General features: G+C 66.4%; 16 protein-coding genes. 10 read left to right on the forward strand and 6 right to left on the reverse strand.

The genetic code is table 11. From position 1 onward, the window contains the following. Nucleotides 1-587 precede the first annotated feature (587 nt). Nucleotides 588-1,232 (forward strand): hypothetical protein, encoded by a 645-nt coding sequence (locus ACGF3C_RS25255; protein WP_393225703.1) that lies wholly within the window; start codon nucleotides 588-590, stop codon nucleotides 1,230-1,232. 302 nt (nucleotides 1,233-1,534) lie between these two features. Beyond that, nucleotides 1,535-1,759, forward strand: coding sequence for a hypothetical protein (locus ACGF3C_RS25260; protein ID WP_393225706.1), 225 nt, complete (start codon nucleotides 1,535-1,537; stop codon nucleotides 1,757-1,759). Nucleotides 1,760-2,132: 373 nt separating this feature from the next. On the opposite strand, the gene ACGF3C_RS25265 is transcribed toward ACGF3C_RS25260, so the two are convergent. Further along, nucleotides 2,133-2,435, reverse strand: a complete 303-nt coding sequence (locus tag ACGF3C_RS25265) for a hypothetical protein (protein ID WP_393225709.1) — start codon at nucleotides 2,433-2,435, stop codon at nucleotides 2,133-2,135. Nucleotides 2,436-2,486: 51 nt separating this feature from the next. Here ACGF3C_RS25265 and ACGF3C_RS25270 point away from each other — a divergent pair, with 51 nt between their 5' ends. Together ACGF3C_RS25270 and ACGF3C_RS25275 are read left to right on the forward strand one after the other, a co-directional pair. Then, nucleotides 2,487-3,530 carry a nucleotide kinase domain-containing protein gene (locus ACGF3C_RS25270; RefSeq protein ID WP_393225711.1) on the forward strand — a complete coding sequence of 348 codons (1,044 nt, stop codon included), beginning with the start codon at nucleotides 2,487-2,489 and terminating at the stop codon, nucleotides 3,528-3,530. Nucleotides 3,531-3,565: 35 nt separating this feature from the next. Continuing rightward, on the forward strand, nucleotides 3,566-3,826 hold the full coding sequence (locus ACGF3C_RS25275) for a hypothetical protein (RefSeq protein ID WP_393225714.1): 261 nt from the start codon (nucleotides 3,566-3,568) through the stop codon (nucleotides 3,824-3,826). Between the two features lie 20 nt (nucleotides 3,827-3,846). On the opposite strand, the gene ACGF3C_RS25280 is transcribed toward ACGF3C_RS25275, so the two are convergent. From ACGF3C_RS25280 to ACGF3C_RS25295, 4 genes are read right to left on the reverse strand one after another with little or no spacing between them, the layout of a single operon-like run. Then, nucleotides 3,847-4,614: a hypothetical protein gene (locus ACGF3C_RS25280; RefSeq protein ID WP_393225717.1), complete on the reverse strand. Its 768-nt coding sequence runs from the start codon at nucleotides 4,612-4,614 to the stop codon at nucleotides 3,847-3,849. 2 nt (nucleotides 4,615-4,616) lie between these two features. Beyond that, nucleotides 4,617-5,555: an ImmA/IrrE family metallo-endopeptidase gene (locus ACGF3C_RS25285; RefSeq protein ID WP_393225720.1), complete on the reverse strand. Its 939-nt coding sequence runs from the start codon at nucleotides 5,553-5,555 to the stop codon at nucleotides 4,617-4,619. Beyond that, nucleotides 5,552-5,977, reverse strand: a complete 426-nt coding sequence (locus ACGF3C_RS25290; RefSeq protein ID WP_393225723.1) for a helix-turn-helix domain-containing protein — start codon at nucleotides 5,975-5,977, stop codon at nucleotides 5,552-5,554. The genes ACGF3C_RS25285 and ACGF3C_RS25290 overlap by 4 nt, the downstream gene beginning before the upstream one ends. Further along, nucleotides 5,974-6,267, reverse strand: a complete 294-nt coding sequence (locus ACGF3C_RS25295; protein WP_393225726.1) for an acyl carrier protein — start codon at nucleotides 6,265-6,267, stop codon at nucleotides 5,974-5,976. Before ACGF3C_RS25295 ends, ACGF3C_RS25290 begins: the two co-directional genes overlap by 4 nt. A gap of 130 nt (nucleotides 6,268-6,397) precedes the next feature. Here ACGF3C_RS25295 and ACGF3C_RS25300 point away from each other — a divergent pair, with 130 nt between their 5' ends. The 6 genes from ACGF3C_RS25300 (at nucleotide 6,398) to ACGF3C_RS25325 (ending at nucleotide 15,974) form a co-directional block, all read left to right on the forward strand. Next, the gene (locus ACGF3C_RS25300) at nucleotides 6,398-7,855 is read left to right on the forward strand and encodes a nucleoside triphosphate pyrophosphohydrolase family protein (protein ID WP_393225793.1); all 1,458 of its coding nucleotides are present in this window, start codon (nucleotides 6,398-6,400) and stop codon (nucleotides 7,853-7,855) included. Between the two features lie 332 nt (nucleotides 7,856-8,187). Then, complete coding sequence (locus ACGF3C_RS25305) at nucleotides 8,188-9,687, forward strand: SEC-C domain-containing protein (protein ID WP_393225729.1); 1,500 nt, start codon at nucleotides 8,188-8,190, stop codon at nucleotides 9,685-9,687. A gap of 196 nt (nucleotides 9,688-9,883) precedes the next feature. Next, entirely contained in the window at nucleotides 9,884-10,024 is a 141-nt protein-coding gene (locus ACGF3C_RS25310) for a hypothetical protein (protein ID WP_393225732.1), read from the forward strand. Next, nucleotides 10,025-10,363 carry a transposase gene (locus tag ACGF3C_RS25315; protein ID WP_393225735.1) on the forward strand — a complete coding sequence of 113 codons (339 nt, stop codon included), beginning with the start codon at nucleotides 10,025-10,027 and terminating at the stop codon, nucleotides 10,361-10,363. A gap of 161 nt (nucleotides 10,364-10,524) precedes the next feature. Further along, complete coding sequence (locus ACGF3C_RS25320; protein WP_393225738.1) at nucleotides 10,525-14,520, forward strand: hypothetical protein; 3,996 nt, start codon at nucleotides 10,525-10,527, stop codon at nucleotides 14,518-14,520. Nucleotides 14,521-14,858: 338 nt separating this feature from the next. After that, on the forward strand, nucleotides 14,859-15,974 hold the full coding sequence (locus tag ACGF3C_RS25325) for a DUF6907 domain-containing protein (protein WP_393225741.1): 1,116 nt from the start codon (nucleotides 14,859-14,861) through the stop codon (nucleotides 15,972-15,974). A 145-nt stretch (nucleotides 15,975-16,119) separates the two neighbouring features. On the opposite strand, the gene ACGF3C_RS25330 is transcribed toward ACGF3C_RS25325, so the two are convergent. Next, nucleotides 16,120-16,307, reverse strand: a 188-nt coding sequence (locus ACGF3C_RS25330) for a hypothetical protein (RefSeq protein ID WP_393225744.1), incomplete at its 5' end; no start/stop codon positions are given.

The following is a 16,307-nucleotide window of genomic DNA, read 5'->3' on the forward strand; positions in this document are numbered from 1 at the left end:
GAGCGTGTCGGTGGTGTCCGGCGCCTCGCCGACGGCTGGACGGCGATCAAGCAAGGCATCTGTGGGGTGCCGAGGACCATGGTGGAGCAGGTGTTAGTACCCGGCCTTCCGTCACGTGTCGCTTTCATGAGGATCGTAAGCCGGTACAGGCCGTACGGGTGTGTTCAGGGGAGGTGGATCCGACAGTGAACAGCAGGCCAGCGGGGTTAACCGCGACCAGCGCGGCCAAGATGGACGGCCGGGCGGGCGTATAAGGCCCACCCCTGCTTGTGAAGCGTTTCACGAGCAAACTTGACCCGAGGATGGCATGGTTCGGGACTCGCCGCAAATTGATCTCTGTAATGCGAAATCTATTCCAATCTATTGCAGGCGAGCCTCCTCGGAAAGGGCCTTTCGGTCCGCCGCAACATCCAGTGACCTCAGCGGGGGTGACTCATCGACGGTTCTTCCCCCGGCGCAATCACGGGATGCGATGCATTGTGACACCGTTGGCGCCTGACTCGTCCATGAGTGTTGTAAGGGCCGGGCCTCCTGGAAGAGATCAATTTGGCTCCACTATGGTGATCGTCCCCAGGGAAGGAGAAGCCGTGACGATAGCCCCACCTAACCCGGACCCTGAGGAGTCGAGCGGTTCCGACACCCAGAAGGAGAAGAGCAGGAAGCGGGAAAAGAAAGGGAACAGTTTCAAGATCCGGGACGCCAACAACGTCTACGTAAACTCCGGAACCGGAAACCGGGCTGGTGACACCAATCCTCCAGCGAAGAAGGGGAAGGGCACGCTGCAGGTAGCGGCAAGCATCGCAGGAATCATCGGTGCTACTGCTGCGGTTGTTGCTCTCATCCTGGCGAACCGTCCGTCCGATTCGCCGGATAAGGACTCGAGCCAGGTTTCCTCCACCGGAAGCCTGGTCAGATCCACCGGCCGAACCTTTGAAGCACGGATCACTAGGACGATGGATGTTGACACCAACCGGTTCGTTGGTGTCAAGGCCTACAGCGATCCGACTACGCGTGGCAAGGGCACGGAGGTTGCCCATTACCCGGAGAACGGCAGCGTGTCTGTTTTGTGCCTCAACCCAAGCGGCCGCGAGATCAAGGACAGGCCGTGGGAGGACCGGTTGCCGGCGACCTCGGTCTGGTACCGATTGAGCACGCCGGATCCGCAGTGGATCCCGAGCATGTACGTCACCATCGACCCGGATGCGAGAGCATCTGTGCCTCAGTGCTCTTAGCGGCTCGCACTTCTCTTGGCTGGGGTCTCCAGCACTGCAGCCTGGATGATCGCCAAGACGTCCTCGTTCGTGGGGGATAGCCGGCCCGTCTCGTCGCCATGGGCGTTCAGAGGCACGAGAACCATGGCGTCGAGACCGGCTTGTCTGGCTCTCGCGACCCATTGTTCGATCGGCACGCTGTCGTCGCAGTACGCCAATGTGGTTGCTCTTGTGGTAGCGAGCAGGGTGCCGCCGGCAGCAGTGATCCAGAACCCCACGCTTCTGGAAGACGACCTGCGACGGAGACCGGTCGTCTCTGACCGATGGGACGCTACTTCTGGGTGCTCGCCCCCAAGCTGATCAACCGGCTGCAACGGAGACCGGCCATCTCCGGCTGGTGGAACTCCGCGCACTCGCAGGCGGGAGAAGCACGTCGTGAAGCTGCGACGGGGGACCGGCCCTGCCCGGCCGGTGGAGCCCGCGGCGCCCACCGCCGGGTGCTGCTCTTGGCCAGTGGAGTAAACGTGTCGACGATTCAGCGGGCGTAGGAGTTGGTGCTGCAGCGGAGACCGGCCCTATCCGGCCGGTGGAGCGTGTCCGCGGCATACACCGGAGACCGGAGCACCGATGGCTGCAACAGAGGCCGGCCCGCATCGGGCCGGTGGAGCGTCGAAGCCTCGCGTACGGTGGGCACGGCGATCACGCCGCAACGGAGACCGGCTGGCAACCTCCTGATCAGTCGGCACTAGCTGGCCCACACGCAGGAAGTTGTGCTGCGGCGTCATGCGGCTCAGCCGTGCCACCTCCCCGGCAATCTAACCCCCAGTCCTCAGGCATGGTGCGGCTGCGCACCGGTTCGAGTGAGCTGCTCGGGATGAAGCCGGATGGCTGTCGCTGGAGGAAACGCCAAGTCGCTTCTGTCTAGGTGGGGTGGGTGGGGTGGGCGCGCTGTCTGCCGCGGTGGCGTACCTCCGGAAGGTCGTCGGGACGCGCTGCGCGAGCCAGATCCCCGACCTTGAGTTGGCCGAGGTAGCGACGAGCCATCTTTGCCACCGTCGGGCCGCTCAGGCTCGCGTTCGCCACGAGCGCCGACAGCATCTGCGCGCGGCTGATCGGGATCCCTTCCTTCGCGGCTAGCCCGACAAGAAGATCGAGGTGCGAGTCGACCTCGGCGGGCCACTGGACCGAGGTCGTGCGGCGCTGCGAATCCTTCAACAGGCTCACGCCCCACCCGCCCCTCTATCGCTGAATGGTTATCTAATATATAGTAGATACATGCTCGGGGCGATAGTCGATCAGGCGGTGAGTGGCTCGACAGACCGCCGTGGGGCTGTCACAGTTGCGGGCCGGCGTTTGGCGCCGACACCGGTCTTCGACACCTACTGGAGGTTTGCGGAGTCCCGGCAACGGATCTACATCGCCCGCCTAGGCGGAGCGCCTCACCCCTGGACCGAGGATCCAATCCTTGGGCACTACCGGTTCACCAACTGCTACCGCGCTGCCGATCGGGTCAGCCAGCACCTGATCCGGGACGTCATCTACCGCGGCGACCAGACCTGGAGCGAAGTCTTCTTCCGGACTGTGCTGTTCAAGCTGTTCAACCGCTCGTCGACCTGGCATCGACTGTGCGTGGCAGTAGGTACGCCGACCTGGAGCGGGTACCGGTTCGAGACCCTGGATCCCGTATTGAGTGAGGCGCTCGCGGCCGGGGAGCGGCTCTACTCCGCTGCCTACGTGATCCCGCCACCGAAGCTGGGCGAGACACGGAAGCATCGCAACCACCTGCGCCTCATCGAGATGATGATGGAGTCGTCGACACCCGCCAGGATTGCCGACGCCCGAGGACTGCGTCAGGTGTTCGAAATACTCCGGTCGTTCCCCGCGTTCGGGAACTTCCTGGCCTATCAGTTCGCGATCGACCTCAACTACGCTGCCGCGCTCACCTTCGACGAGATGGAGTTCGTCGTACCGGGTCCTGGCGCCCGCGACGGTATCCGCAAGTGCTTCGGCGCGGCCGCGGACGGGATCGAGGCCGACATCATCCACTACGTTGCCGACACGCAGGAACAGCACTTCTCGCGACTGGGGCTGTCGTTTCCCACCTTGGGGGGCCGTCGCCTCCAACTGATCGATTGCCAAAACCTGTTCTGCGAGGTCGACAAGTATGCCCGCGTCGCACACCCCGACATCGCCGGCATCAGCGGCCGAACCAAGATCAAACAGAACTACCGCCAAGACACCGCGCTGCTGACGGCGTGGTTCCCCCCGAAGTGGGGCATCAACGACCGCCTGCCGACCGCGGCATCCCCCACCGAATGATCCACCCTCATCCACCGCCTAAGCGAGGAGGCCCCATGTCCCTAGACCCGCAGCCCGGCGGCGACGTGGCGTACGCGGACGCTGTCACTGTTCTGGCCACCGCGCTGGACCAGCTCGGCGCCCGCATCCACCGTGACCTGCACATCGAGAGCAGCCACATCGACCTTAGCGCCGACCCCCAACTGGCCAACACCGTGGCCAGGTTCTCGGCATATGCGGATGAATGCCTCACTGTGCTCGACAACCCCGCCGTCACCCGCGCCCTAGCCGCTGCCGAGGCCCACCAGGCGCGGTAACGCCACCCCGCCGTCAAGCTCTACGGCACGTCGGCGAAGCGAGTCAGCATCCGGCGCACTGGCACGATCGGCGACTCCAGATGCGCGAGGCCCGCCACCACGGTCAGGTGGCCTACCCGCAGGCCTGCCTGCCCTGCGACGTGGGCAAGTAGCCGACCGAGCCCAAGGTAGTTGCCGTAGCCGCGCTGAACCATGTACTGACTGCGGTACGTCGCCAGCAGATGGACGTGGTCTTCCGTGTCCAGCTGAAACGAACAGTGACTCAAGCAAGGAAACGCCATCGCATTGTTGTCCCGGCCCGGGATGTAGACCGGCGCGTTCGTGGAGGCGTCGTCGGGAACGGCCAACACGGTCTCGTAGCGCGCCTGCTTGGGGTTGCCGCCATCGCGCTCGATGCCGATGCGGGTGATGACGGCGCCGATCTGGTCGAACAGCTCGCCACCAGCCGGATATTGGATCAACCGACCGAAGTAGGTGCCGCGCCGGTTCTGCGAGTAGCGCTTCCGTAGGAACGGGTACATCCGCACGTATCGGCCCACGAGCTCCGCGTGGTCACGGCTGGAGGACGCGATCGCTGCGGGAAAGATCGTGTTGGCGACCGTGTCGACGCTCTGGAGGTTCTGAGCTGCCAACAGGTCATCCATGGCCTCTCGCACCCCAGGCGTCTCGGCAACGGGGTCGGCGATCCGGACCACGGTGTGGATCGCCTTCCGCTTCGGCTCACGGTCAAGGCGGCCCGCGACGGCCAACCACGCGGTGGACACGTTAGACGCCTCCACGCTGATCATCCTCACCGCCGCGCTCCGCTCATCGGTCCGACCAGCAGCTGAGTCCGCGCATTGGCGATGAGTCCGCGATGGTCGTCGGGTGTGGGCATCAGGGTGACCGACCAGGCTTCCCGGCGATCGTTTGACCTCACCATCAACACCGACTCGCTGTCGATGCATCCGGTGATGTCAAACTCGACGCCGTCGCCGGGGGAGACGGCATGTGGGTCGGCGAGCATGCTCACCCCATCCAGGCCGGCGAACTCTGGGCAGTTACCCAGCCAGGGAGCCCGCACGACGAGACGGTCGCCCTGCTCAACCGGCAGAAGACTACCTTCGGTCAGGCCGCTCAGCTCCCAGACACGATTGGCGCCCTGCCCGCCGAGGCGGGCGCGTAAGCGCGCCGGCTGAACGGCTGCCCAGCCCCTAGCGACTCCCGGCCTCACCATCCGGAGGTGCTGGACGTGGCGCAGTGTCCCGCGATACGACGTGCCCAGGTGCAGCGACATCTGGTAGATGTCCATGGCCTCGCGCGGAACATCCAGGCCCAGTCGAGTTAAGGTCGTTTTGACCGCCCGGATCGGCATCAGGAACCACGCCGCGAACGCCTCCGCCTGCTTTTCCTCGTCCGGCCATTGCTGCGGCGGCGTCGTGCTGAACGGGTCACGGCCGTCGGCGAGGCACCGCCCGTGCCCGAGCTCCGCGTGACCGAGTTCGTGCGCGGCAGTGTGCCGGATCGTTGCCTCGCCCATCGTGCTGTTGAGGAAGATGCCGCCGTGTCGACTCGGTCCCGGCGGGAAGTACATGCCGAACAAGGTCGGCATATCCTGGCCGGAGACCACGAGACCGCAGCGCTTCAACGCGGCGAACACATCGACGTAGCGGTCCTCGGGCAGGTCGAGGCGGCGGCGCAGATTGGCCGCGGCGATGCCGGCGAGCCGGTGGGCCATCAACCAGTTCACGATGATGCTCCTCGGCGGTCCGGTACGGGATGGCCTTCGTGGACGTCAGATTCGGCGTCGGCCTGGTAGGACATCTCCAGGAACTGGGCGAATCTCATCACCTGATTGAGGTCCTCCGGCTTGAGATTGGTCAGCCAGCGGGGCAGCCCGGCTACCGCGTGCTCGGCGGGGATGGCATCGAGGTCCTCGTCGAGGAAATAGCTGACCGGGTAGCGGTAGAGTCTGGCCAGCTTCTTCAGCTCCAAGCTGTCGACCCGCCGAGCGCCCCGCTCGATCTCGCTGATCGCGGAACGCGGAATGCCCGTTCGCTCCGACACCCATTGCTGCGAAAAGTTGAGGTACTCGCGGGTCTTTTTTAGCCGGTCACTCAGAAAGGTCGAGTCGCCGAGACGGCCAGCCTCGGGATCGGGCGTATTAATCATGATGTTGGGCTCCTGTCGCCGGTGGTGCAGGCAGCTAGTACGACCTCCGCGAAGGCGCGCACGGAACGCATCGACCGAGCCGACTCGAGGTCAGCGGGGACCTCGACCTCGAGTTCCTGTTCCAACCGCACCAGGATCTCGACGAGGCGCAGAGAGTCGATCGGCAGTTCCCAGCCGCCCTCGACCAGCTCTTCGCGCACGTCCGCCTCGGACTCGCCGCGCTCTTCCGCGAGTAGACGCACGACGACGTCCACGATCGCCTCCACTGTGGGATCGGCCAGGCTCCGCATCACTCGCTCCGCTGGTTGTCGGAAAATCCGTCGTACTGCTGGACTCTACGACACTCCCTGTGGGACAGTCAAACATGATCGGCGAAGTTGTCGGGATATCCATCAAGGCTCGGAGGGGTAACGCGTGGAGATGACGGCGTACCAGCGCAGCGCAGCCAAGACCATCCAGCCATTGCCCGCGGCCGGCGACGACGTCACGGTCGCACTACTCGGCCTGGCCGGCGAGGCAGGCGCGGTGCTGACCGCCTACAAGAAGCAGCTGCGCGACGGGCCCGCCGACCCGGAGTTCCGGGCCCGCATGCGTGAGGAACTCGGCGACGCCCTCTGGTACCTATCAACCGTGGCGTACCACCTCAACCTCGACCTCGACGACGTGGCCACCGCCAACCTCAGCAAGATCAGCGACCGCTGGCGCCACACCCCCGCCGACGCGATCCCATTCGACGGTGACCTCAACGCGAACGAGCAGCTCCCACGACACGCCGACTTCGTCTTCGCCCTGACCCGGGGCCCCGAAGACCGCGAAGTATCGGTCCTCACCTGTAACGGCCAGCAGGTCGGCGACCCGATCACCAACGCCTCACACATCGCCGACGGGTACTGCTTCCACGACATCTTCCACCTGTCCTACGCCGCCGTCCTCGGCTGGTCACCAGTCCTGCGGTCACTGCTGAAACGCAAACGCCGCAGCAACCCGGAGACCGACGAAGCCGAAGACGGCGGCCGCGCGATCGCCATCGAGGAAGGCATCTCCGCCCTGGTGTTCGCCTACGCCAGCCGACACCACTACCTCGAAGCCAAGAACCACGTCGACAACGACGTCCTGGACACCATCCAGGGCATGGTCGCCCACCTCGAGGTCGGCGCACACCGGACAGCGGACTGGGAGAAGGCAATCCTCACCGGCTTCACCGCCTGGCGGAAACTCCGACGCCGTGGCGGCGGCACCGTCCGCCTGGACCTCGATGCCCAGAGTCTCACCATGTTGGAACCCGAAAGGACGGCCGCCAGCGATGACACGTCGACGGCCAAGACGTTCCGAACGGTCGTGGCCAACCTCCACCGACAGAAAGATGCCTCCTACGGCACCTCCTGGAAACGGCGCGGCGAGCAGATATCGATCATGGCGAACATTGCGCGAAAGGTTGACCGCCTCAACATGGTCGCCCCCACCATCGGATCGACCGCCGACGAAAACGTGGTCGATACAGCCGTCGACCTCTACGTATACGCGCTCAAGTACCTGACCTTCCTAGCCGACGCCCACCCCGGTGTCCTGCGAGACCTGCTGCCCCCTCGCGAAACCGACGCCGGATGGAGTGATGGACCCGACGGTGTTGAACGCCTTCTCGCGGCCGCCGACCTCTCCGCCCTCGACGCCGGAGGCGAGGAGCCGATCCAGGATCTCGTGGCCGCCGTCGATCACACCTTCGCCGACCTCGAAGGATCCTTCATCAACGAGGGAATCTCGGCAGGCAAGCGCGTTCAGTTGGCTGCTAAGCTCGCCGAGCAAGCCGTCCGGATCCTCGCGGCCCTCCGGGTAAGCCACCCCGAACTCTACCAAGAGTTTCTTGATGCTTGGCAGTAGCGACGATGCTCGCCCACCAGCGAACGCACCGGTCCGTCGCCGCACAACACCGCGTCGGCCAACTCGAACACCGGGTCGGTACGCGCCGTCAAACAGGCGTGGAACTACCGCCGAAGGACAGCCCTTGGCATCGAGCCTCTTCCCCCTCAAGAAGATGATCGACCGAGGCTTTCGGCATGATCAGCCGGGGTACTCACGGACGCCCCACAGGTTCAAGGTCAAGATGAGGGGAACTGCCGTGTTCGTCGGCTTCGCAAGGTGCGCGGCCAGCGTTGAACCGGACGATCGGCGCGCCGGCTGTGACTGGCCGGAGCCTGCGACACTGGACAGTGATGGACCCGTTGGCGAAGTTCGGCCGTAACGATCCCTGCTGGTGCGGCATGAGCAAGAAGTACAAGGATTGCCACGGCGGACTCCGGGCGCGATCGATGCCCGGCGAGCCGATCGGCAAGGACGACGACGAAGACTGGATCTGGCTCTCTCCGACCACGCGCGTGGCCCGTGGGGGCATGCACGTACCCCCGGACGGCGTCGCGATCACCATCCCGACGGGCCGGCCCAATGCCCGGCCCGTCGAAGTGCCGCCCGCCATCCGGGCGCTGCTGGCTGCGCCGGCACCAGTGGCGACACTGCCGCTCACCGTTCTCGGCAAGCATCGCTTCGACCTCTACGACCACACCGAACGCGACAGGGACGCCCTCGCTGAGAGCGTCGCCGGGATCGCCGTTGCCGTGATGGATGCCCTCTCCGCTCTCTCCCGTCTGCCCGAACCTCACCCGACTGTGCTTTGGAACGACGAAGTCGACCCCGGTCGCCTCGTCGGCCAGGCCCTCCTGTTCGCCGACCACGTCTGCGTCCCCGACCGTGTCTTCGCCGCCCTCGTCACCGGCCGTGACGATGACACCGTCCGCGAGGCCATTACCCAACAACGGCAACTCCGGCCCCTGATCGAGGCCGGGCTCGTCGTCCCCGTCCCCAAGGCACTTGGCGTCGCCGCCCAGGCCACCGCCGTCAACGCCCTCACCGAGCGCGACCTGCGGCGCCGTGATCTCACCGACTGGGTTCGGACCCAGATGCTCGTCGAAGGACCGACCGCGCGAGAAGCGATGTTCATCACCGCGATCGATGACCTTGAACGTTGGCCCCACATGTGGATGTACTCCCGCCACAACCAGGTCCAGACCGGCCCCGCTGGCGACACCACCTTCACGTCCCGCCTCTTCGGCACGTACGACCCCACCCACGACTACGGGCCCTGGCGCGAGCAGAATCTCGACAAGGCCGTCGGTGCGTACCTCCGGCGTGCCAACGAACGCCTCGTCACCGGCGAGGTCTTCACCGCAGGCTACTTCACCACGTCACCGTTCCAGGCCCGGCTTCTCGCCCGTAAAGGCGCTCTTCCCGACCAGCCCGCCCAGGCTGCGGTCTGGGCCGACATCCCGATTCTGCCCGCAGCCGACCCGGCCACCCTCGCCCGCGCTGCCGCCGAAGAGGAAGCTGTCGAAGACCTTCGCCACCGAGTCCGCAGCGCGATGCACGGTGCCCGCGACCTCGGTACCCGCGCCGACGCCCTCACCCGGCTCGGCGAAGATCTCGCCCACGCTAGCCGCCAACTCGAACGCACCATCCGCACCGAACGCCGTTGGAACGTCATCGCCCCGGTCCTCGGAGGCATCGCCACAATTGCGCTCGGTGCCGCTGGCGGACCCGCAGGTATCGCAGCGGGCGCACTCGGCACCGCGACGTCTCTCGCCCCCTACTTCGCGACCCGCACCAACCGTCGCCGCAATGCCGCCTACCTGTTCTACCTGGCCAGCCGCAGCCGCAGCTAAACCTCGACCCGGCGACCGGTCGGCCAGTGAACGCGCATCGCCATCACCTCGATGATGAGCGCGTCCGGGTCGGCGGCGAGCGCTTCGTTGGCAGGAACACGCAGACATTGCCCGCTGGCCGCCCTCGATCGGGGGTCCGTGGATCTAACGGTGTATCTGACCCCTCGGGCTTCTGCCTGGTGAGGAGGGTGCCGTGATGACCGCGACACTCACCCACCAGGCCGGACCTAAGAAGCGGCCTGAGCCGTCGGCGGAGGCGAAGGCCGCCGCCGAGATTGTCCGGGCGGCAAAGGAGCAAGAGCTGTTCCTGACCGGCCCGAACCGGCGGCTGAGGTAGTTGATCAAAACGGCCCTGGAGACCGCGTTGAACGAGGAGATGACCGAGCACCTCGGCTATGAGAAGCATGAGTCGGCTGGGGTGGAGCCGGGCAACGTCCGCAACGGCACCAGAGCGAAGACGGTGCTGACCGACAAGACCGGTCCGGTGCAGATCAACGTGCCGCGGCCACCTCCCCACGACACGGTCCAGGTGGCGTGGAACAGCGTCGTCAAGAAGTCACCGGCCACGACGGTGCCGTCACCGCCACCCGCCTCCAGGCTATCTCTTCGTCCAAGGGGGTGGCGGCGCGGCGGAAGTGGTCGACGTCGACGTCGACAGCGGCGCGTCTTCCACTGACCTTGTCCACCCGGTGCCCCATGATGGTCGCCGGGTGCCCGTCCGGCGGCGGGTACCGGTGAAGGGAGCGGCGCGACCTAGTGGGACCGACAGACCGTGGGCACGCCAGCCCTTACTCCACGGGCGGTGGCGGGACCATTCTGGAGCATGCTTACGGGGCGATGCTGCTCGCTGCGTTGTTGCTGCGGCACCCCATCGTTGGTCTGGGTGACGAGTTCACGGTTCGTGAGGTTCGGTTTCAGCAGGGGGCCACGTGCCCTGTCGATGATCTCGTGGTGCTCGGCGACTGCCCGTCGATGTCGAGGACTATGTATGTCGGTGTTCGTCGCTCACCGACCATCGGGGGTGGCAACGCCTCGTTCGTCACCTTCCTGGTGGATTACCTGCGGATGGTGGTCGACCGGCGCGCTGGGCTCGATGCCGATCGGGAACGGCTTGGGCTCGCGGTCGCTGCCCCGCATCCTGGCGCTGTCGAACTGGCGCAGTTGGCATCGCTGGCGCGTCGTCAGCCGGACGACCCCGCGTTCCGCAGGGCCGTGTTTGCGCCGCGGGCGACCAACGTCAAGATACATAGGCGGCTGAGGGGTCTTGATGACGCCGTGGCGGCGGCAGCCGCGCAGGGCGGCATACCGCTGCCGGACACCGCGACACGCGATGCGCTGACGTGGCGGCTGCTGAAGGCCTTGCGGATCATCGAACTGCGGCTTGAAGGGGATGACCAAGCTGACCGCACCGGTGTGGTCAGCCGGCTCGTCTCGCTGGTGGGTGATCCGTCGCGGGCCGCCGCCGTGTGGCGGCGGCTACGGGAGTTGTCCGCCGAGTACGCCCAGAACGCCGCGACCGTGACCTATGACATGGTGGTTCGCGATGTCGCAACCGTGGTGCCGATCGTCCCGCTGACGCCGGCCCCCGTTGCGGTGGGTGTACGGGACGAGCAGATGTATGAGCGGCTGCGGCAGTTGCCGGCGCTGAACGGCCCCCGGTTGCTCGCGGCCTGGCGTGACGATCCGACGTTGACATGGCGTCTGATCAGCGCGGTGACGACTGTCGAGGAACGCCCTGCCGAGGTGCTGCGGGGGTGGCAAGAAGGTCGACCGGAATGGCTCGGTGCGGTCTCCTGGCAGGTTCAACTCGCCGCCGGTGAACTGGCCGCCTCCTACGGTGCCCGCATCCTTGCGGCGGACCTGTTCACGGCTGCGGCGAACCAGGGCTCTCCGCGCCGTGCCTTTTGGCTCGCTCGCGCTGCGATAATTTATGACGAGAATGGCGGCGACGACGGCCGGCAGGCCGCGCTTGAGTGCCTGACGAGATCGTCGGCGGATAGCGAGCCGTTCGCCGGTGCGGTTGTGGCGCTGCTCGCCGGTGATCGGGACACCGCAGCGCGCCTCGTCGAGGCGTGGGCGCCCGAAGATCCGAGCGACCGAACCCTTCGTACGGCGCTTCGACTCCGGCTCGCCGCGCCGGCCAACGCGTCCGCGGTGTTGGACCGTCACACCATCGACCGCGGCTTGCACGTGCTCGCCGAGGCGTTGCGCGACCAGTGGGCGGCGGGTTTGGCCCTAACGCGTGCGCAGTTGCTGATCACTCGAGCCCGGCGGGGCGAGTCGCCGAACTGGGACGCCGACCTGCGCGAAGCGCGGTCCCTGGCGGTCCGGGCTCGTGATGATCGACGAACCTACCGCGGCGACAGCGCGCAGGCGGTCGCGGTGGCCTGCCACGCGAGCATTCTGCTCATGGATCTGCGGCGAGTTCTCGAACTTGGTGCCCCCGGTGGTGAGGCGAACGCCTACGAGGCTGCCTCAGTGGAGGTGTGCCAGTGCGTCTCCATGGCAGCAATCCAATCTGGTCAGCTCGACCTGGCCCGCCAACGTGCCGAACAGGTCCCCTATGGGCCTGGGCGAGCACGGATCGACGCCTACCTTGCTCAGGCCGACGGGCAGGACCCGCAGCCGCACTGGTGGCGGGCTGCCGAGCTGGCGGGCGACAGCGACGAGCACCTCGCTCAGGCGCTGCTGGGCCTAGCGCAGATCGGCGTCGACGGGCTGACCCGGTACCCAGCCTTCGCTGAGCGCCACCCGGACGAAGCCGTCGAACTGCGCGCCATGACGGAACTGGCCGCCGGTCGGCCCGGGTCGGCGATCGTGCAGCTGCGCGATCGCCGGCGATCGTCGGTCACCGCTGCCCTTAGCCTTGCGCAGGCGTACCAGGCGGCCGGCCAGATCGATAATCAGGTTCAGACTCTCCGCGACGCCGCTGACCATTTTGGTGACCGATCGCTGCGCCTTTCCGCGGCGGAGGTCCTCACCCGCGCCGGGCGTACCGCTGAGGCAGAACAAGAACTCGACGCGTTGCTCGCCGCAGCCGATCCGGACTGGAGCGGTCGGGCTGACGCGCTGCGGCTGGCGGCGCAACTCGCCAACGACGGTGGACGGTTGGACCGCGTCTGCGACCTGTTACGCACCGTGGCGCAAGTCGAGCCTGAGGACACCAGGTCCCGCTGGGCGCTGATCCGCACCCACATGAACCGTGGCGACGTCACCGAAGCGTGGCGGGCCCTGCACGAGGCACCCCAACCGCTCGACCCGTCCAACACCGCCGACGCCCGAGCCTGGATCCAGCTGCACCGGCGACGGGGACAGCCGGTAGAGACCGTCACGGGATGCCTGCGCCTGCTGCGCCGCTTCGGCGACGACGAAAAGTTCGTCGCGTTTGTGCTGATGAGGCTGATGCTGCCGTGGCCTGAACTCGCGGAACTGCCCGATCGGCTTAGTGCTCAGCTCGCCGCGGAGTCCGAACAGTTTTTCCAGCGCTGGCCCGATAGCCGCTATCTGCGCCGATTGCAGAGCGTCGACCTCGACCGGCTGCGGACCGACATGATCGCCATGATGCGCCACACGAGCGACGAGCAGCTGGTGTGGCGGCGCCTGGCGCACGGCCTTGCTCGCGGTCAGGTCTCGTTCGCCATGCTCGCGGCTACGGCTCAACGTAGCTACGCCGAGATCTGTCTGCGCCGCGGCGACGGTGTCTTACCTGCCCACGTCCCTGACCCCCGCGAGTTCACCGCGTGTATCGAGGCGGCGCAGGCGGCTGAAGATCACGACATCGTGATCGACTTGCCGGCGGCCACGGTACTACTCACGCTGCCCGACGACGTCCGTCGCATGGTGATGAATCGATTCGCCCGGGTTTTGACCACCGACGACGTCATGCTCGACTCCCTTGCGGCCGAGGACGCCCTGGCGCTTGGGGCCGCGGGCTCTGCGCGGTACGAGGACCAACACGATCGCCTACTGTTCGATGAGGCCGCCGAGGCCGAAGCGGAGCGGCTGGCCCAAGACGCCGGCCGGCTCCACGCCGCGATCGAGGCACTTACCCGCCGAAGTGCCCCGCTCACTGGACGTACCTTCGACGAGCCACTGCCCGGCGCGCTTGGTGTCTGGGTATCGCCACTCGACCTGTCGCGCGCGGATGATGCCGTGCTCTGGAGCGATGACCCAGCCCTGCGAAGCCTTGCCCGAAGCACGGGCGTCGAGGCTGCGTCCACCGTTGCCGTTCTGCATCAGTTGCTCACCACCGGTGCGATCACCAACGAACAACATGAAGACTGCATCGAACGACTGATCAAGGGCCGAATTGGTCACCTGCCGCTGGATGAGCGGCGCCTGCTCAAGCTCGCCGCGGACGACAACTGGAACCCCGTCGCCGTCGCCGCCGCACTCGCCCGGCCGGCGACCTGGACCGACCTGCGCCGCACCGTGGCGTTCTACCAGCGCCTCACCATGCATGTTCGAACCCACGCACCAGTCACAACTCACAAGTGGCTGTACGCGGCCGTGCGTGGCGCCACAACCTTCCTCGAAAGGCCAGCCCTGGCGGCCCGCGTCGCAGCCTGCCTGCTCGCCACCACGATCGAGATCACCGCCGCCCAAGGTGAACAGGTCGCCCATCTAGTCGCTGCGACTCGCCAGGCACTCATCGACACCGATCACCCCGACGGAATCCCGGCGGCAAACCCTCTGCCCATCGCCGCCTCTGTGCTACGCAACGCCCACGCCGACGGCTCATCGCACGAACTCGCCACCCGTTTCGTCATCGCGACTTTCGCCGCGCTTGACGAGATCGACAAGGCCACCATCAGCCAGGCGCTTCGGGAGTAGCGGAGTGACGGCGTCAGCGTGCGGTTGCTGGGCGAGGCTTGGGCAAGGATGGTCGCGGTAATCGACGCCTTACGGGCATGAGGAAGTGAACCCTAACGTCAGCCCGCCAAGGTTCCTGCTGAGCACTGAGGGCCAGCGGGAGAAATGCGAGTAACCCGCACACTCTGTCCGATCTCGGTGCTGCGGATGTCGGGACACTTGCTCTCCGCACGTGAGGCGAGAAGCCGTGCCGTGGAAGGAGCCCCGCCCCAATGGCCCTACACCCGAACCTCTCCCAGACCGCCGCTCCGACTGCCGCAGAAAGGCCGAGCCCACCACAACCTTGGCCCCCCACGGGCATGGACGGAAGCGATGAGGCGCAGCAGCGCCCGTCATCCCCGGAGAACGCCGGCACGGCGAGGGCTGTGGCGACGACTGCTCGGTCGGGCATCGCCGACCCGGTCTGGTGTGTGCACGGCCATTTCGATAGCGACCGGCGCGCTGACCGACGGCACCAGGGTGAACCGGTTGTGATGCGTCTGGCGCTGGCTGACGTGGTTGACCGTGGCGATCAGTGGCCGCACCCGGATCGGTGGGTACCTGCGGCGCTGGTCATCCGATTGACGCAACGCCTTGACGAGATTCACCCCGCGCTCACCCTGTACCGCGATCCCACTGCCACCGACTCCTGGGTGAGATGCACGCCTGGGGAGGCAGAACACCTCGCTGACCTGCTCGGCCGCGCCGCCGCGCTCGCGGAAGCGCCGTTGCCAACCGAACGCGCCCTCAAGGGCCCGTTCTGGCAGGACACCGCATGCCCGTCCTGGTGCGCCAGCCTCCATCAACCCGAGGACGCCTACGAGGACCGCACGCATTTCGGTGACCTGCCTTCCGCCGCCGGTGCGACCCTGATCGACCTGCTGCTCGAGACGGCCGCCGAGGGACGCCCGGAGCAACTCGAGGTCAGCGTCGCGCAGCACTACCGCTCCACCACGGCGCGCGTGCACGTCAGTAAATCCGAGCAGGCCGAGTTACGGCTCACTCCGGCTGAGGCCAGGACCCTCGCCGCGCATCTGCTCACTCTCGTCCAGACCGCAGGCATCCCCGTTGACACAACGTGGCCGCGCAAGCCCATCGAGGACGTGACTGTTGGTGGCGCGCCGGCTTTCCCCTGCCCTCACCGCCTCCCGTGGTGCATCGGCCACACCAAGGCCGAGATCACCGAGTACCGCCAACTGGGCAATCACCTCTTGCACAGCGGCCCCATCACCAGCGTTCCGTTCATCACCTCCGGCAGTCCCGGCAGCATCGACATCACCATCAGCAGCCTCACCGACCGGGCGCAGCCTTTCGCCTACCTACAACTCCTCGGGGGGGACGGCGGCGCTGAACTCGACGTCACCACCATCGACCAGACCATCGCCGCTCTGCAGTTCACCAGGAAGTTCATCCTCGAAGCCCAGCCAGGCAGCTGACAGGTAGGTGCGCGCGTAGGCGGTGGGGAGCGGTCATGGCTCGATGTGGTCCGCCGAGATCGTGGCTGACGTGCGATTTGCTGCCCGCTCCCCACCCCGTACCGGAGGAACACGACGAGCCCCGCGGGCCGGTAGCAAGCTCAGGTCAGGGATGCCGGAGATATGGCCGTGCAGGATCCGCGATCACCGCCACGCCGGGATCTTCATCAGCCACCACGACTTCTGAAACACGCCTTAGCTTGATCTTTAACCTGTGCGGCGTGGCCTTGGGGTATTCGAAGTGTTCGTTTTCTTTGTGTCGCGTTTCGGTTTTGTGCTGGTGGCGGTGGTGAC

It is taken from the genome of Micromonospora sp. NPDC047762 (assembly GCF_043204655.1).
Taxonomy (GTDB): domain Bacteria; phylum Actinomycetota; class Actinomycetes; order Mycobacteriales; family Micromonosporaceae; genus Micromonospora.

What these genes read in the sequence shown, in the direction of transcription:
- ACGF3C_RS25280 (WP_393225717.1), bottom strand. Translation starts at nt 4,614, where the DNA reads ATGATCAGCGTGGAGGCGTCTAACGTGTCCACCGCGTGGTTGGCCGTC.
- ACGF3C_RS25270 (WP_393225711.1), top strand. Translation starts at nt 2,487, where the DNA reads ATGCTCGGGGCGATAGTCGATCAGGCGGTGAGTGGCTCGACAGACCGC.
- ACGF3C_RS25305 (WP_393225729.1), top strand. Translation starts at nt 8,188, where the DNA reads ATGGACCCGTTGGCGAAGTTCGGCCGTAACGATCCCTGCTGGTGCGGC.
- ACGF3C_RS25300 (WP_393225793.1), top strand. Translation starts at nt 6,398, where the DNA reads ATGACGGCGTACCAGCGCAGCGCAGCCAAGACCATCCAGCCATTGCCC.
- ACGF3C_RS25275 (WP_393225714.1), top strand. Translation starts at nt 3,566, where the DNA reads ATGTCCCTAGACCCGCAGCCCGGCGGCGACGTGGCGTACGCGGACGCT.
- ACGF3C_RS25290 (WP_393225723.1), bottom strand. Translation starts at nt 5,977, where the DNA reads ATGATTAATACGCCCGATCCCGAGGCTGGCCGTCTCGGCGACTCGACC.
- ACGF3C_RS25260 (WP_393225706.1), top strand. Translation starts at nt 1,535, where the DNA reads ATGGGACGCTACTTCTGGGTGCTCGCCCCCAAGCTGATCAACCGGCTG.
- ACGF3C_RS25325 (WP_393225741.1), top strand. Translation starts at nt 14,859, where the DNA reads ATGGACGGAAGCGATGAGGCGCAGCAGCGCCCGTCATCCCCGGAGAAC.
- ACGF3C_RS25295 (WP_393225726.1), bottom strand. Translation starts at nt 6,267, where the DNA reads ATGCGGAGCCTGGCCGATCCCACAGTGGAGGCGATCGTGGACGTCGTC.
- ACGF3C_RS25310 (WP_393225732.1), top strand. Translation starts at nt 9,884, where the DNA reads ATGACCGCGACACTCACCCACCAGGCCGGACCTAAGAAGCGGCCTGAG.
- ACGF3C_RS25320 (WP_393225738.1), top strand. Translation starts at nt 10,525, where the DNA reads ATGCTGCTCGCTGCGTTGTTGCTGCGGCACCCCATCGTTGGTCTGGGT.